This is a genomic window from Sphingomonas sanguinis NBRC 13937 (assembly GCF_001591005.1).
In the GTDB taxonomy this organism is placed as follows: domain Bacteria; phylum Pseudomonadota; class Alphaproteobacteria; order Sphingomonadales; family Sphingomonadaceae; genus Sphingomonas; species Sphingomonas sanguinis.
This window is the reverse complement of the sequence record NZ_BCTY01000120.1, coordinates 1-1,015: the sequence shown is the minus strand read 5'-3', so window position 1 is coordinate 1,015 and position 1,015 is coordinate 1. Positions and strand designations below refer to the sequence as shown.

1 protein-coding gene is annotated in these 1,015 nt (G+C 61.6%); it reads left to right on the top strand.

What is annotated here, in order from left to right; genetic code table 11:
* Positions 1 to 60: 60 nt before the first annotated feature.
* Positions 61 to 1,015 (top strand): IS481 family transposase (locus SSA01S_RS18855; RefSeq protein ID WP_061781617.1); only part of this gene is annotated, 955 nt, incomplete at its 3' end.

The window sequence follows — 1,015 nt, the reverse complement described above, 5'->3', positions numbered from 1 at the left end:
TAGGTGTTTGATCCCACGATTTGATGGTGCGATCCTTTCGTTGGAATGGAAGGAAGCCGTATGGGACAGGTACGTCATGGGTGCGCCACGACCACGCACGCCGTCCGAGCAGCAATACAGCGATCGCAAGCTTCGCTCGCGACGCTGAGCCGGGAACTGGGGATCAACCCAAAGACGGTCGCGAAGTGGCGGAAACGGGCGACGGTCGATGATTTGAAGACCGGGCCGAAGGCCCCTCATTCAACGACCCTGACCGAGGCCGAGGAGGCGATGGTTGTGGCGTTCCGGCGCCACACACTGCTGCCACTCGACGACTGCCTTTACGCCCTGCAACCGTCGCTCCCGCATCTGACGCGCTCAGCGCTGCATCGGTGCCTTCAGCGACACGGCATCTCGCGCTTGCCGGACATTGAGGGCGACAAGCCGAAGCGGCAGCGCTTCAAGCGCTACCCCATCGGCTTCTTCCACATCGATATTGCCGAGGTGCAGACCGCCGAAGGCAAACTCTACCTGTTCGTCGGCATCGACCGCACCAGCAAGTTCGCGGTCACGCAGCTGGTCGACAAGGCTGATCGCCGGACAGCATGGGAGTTCCTCGAACACCTGCTGACAGCCGTCCCCTACCGCATCCACACCATCCTGACCGACAATGGCATTCAGTTCGCCGAGCAGCCCCGCAACCGGAATACCGCCTGGTCCCGCCAGATGCGCTTCGACATGATCTGCGAGGCAAACGGCATCGAGCACCGGCTCACCAAACCGAACCATCCGTGGACCAACGGACAAGTCGAGCGGATGAACCGCACCATCAAGGAGGCGACCGTCAAACGCTTCCACTACGACAGCCATGACCAACTGCGGACGCACCTCGCCGACTTCATGGCCGCCTACAACTTCGCCCGCCGGCTCAAGACGCTCAGCGGGCTCACACCCTACGAATTCATCGCCAAGATCTGGACGTCAGAGCCAGACCGGTTCATCGTCAATCCGATCCACCAGATGCCGGGACCGAACA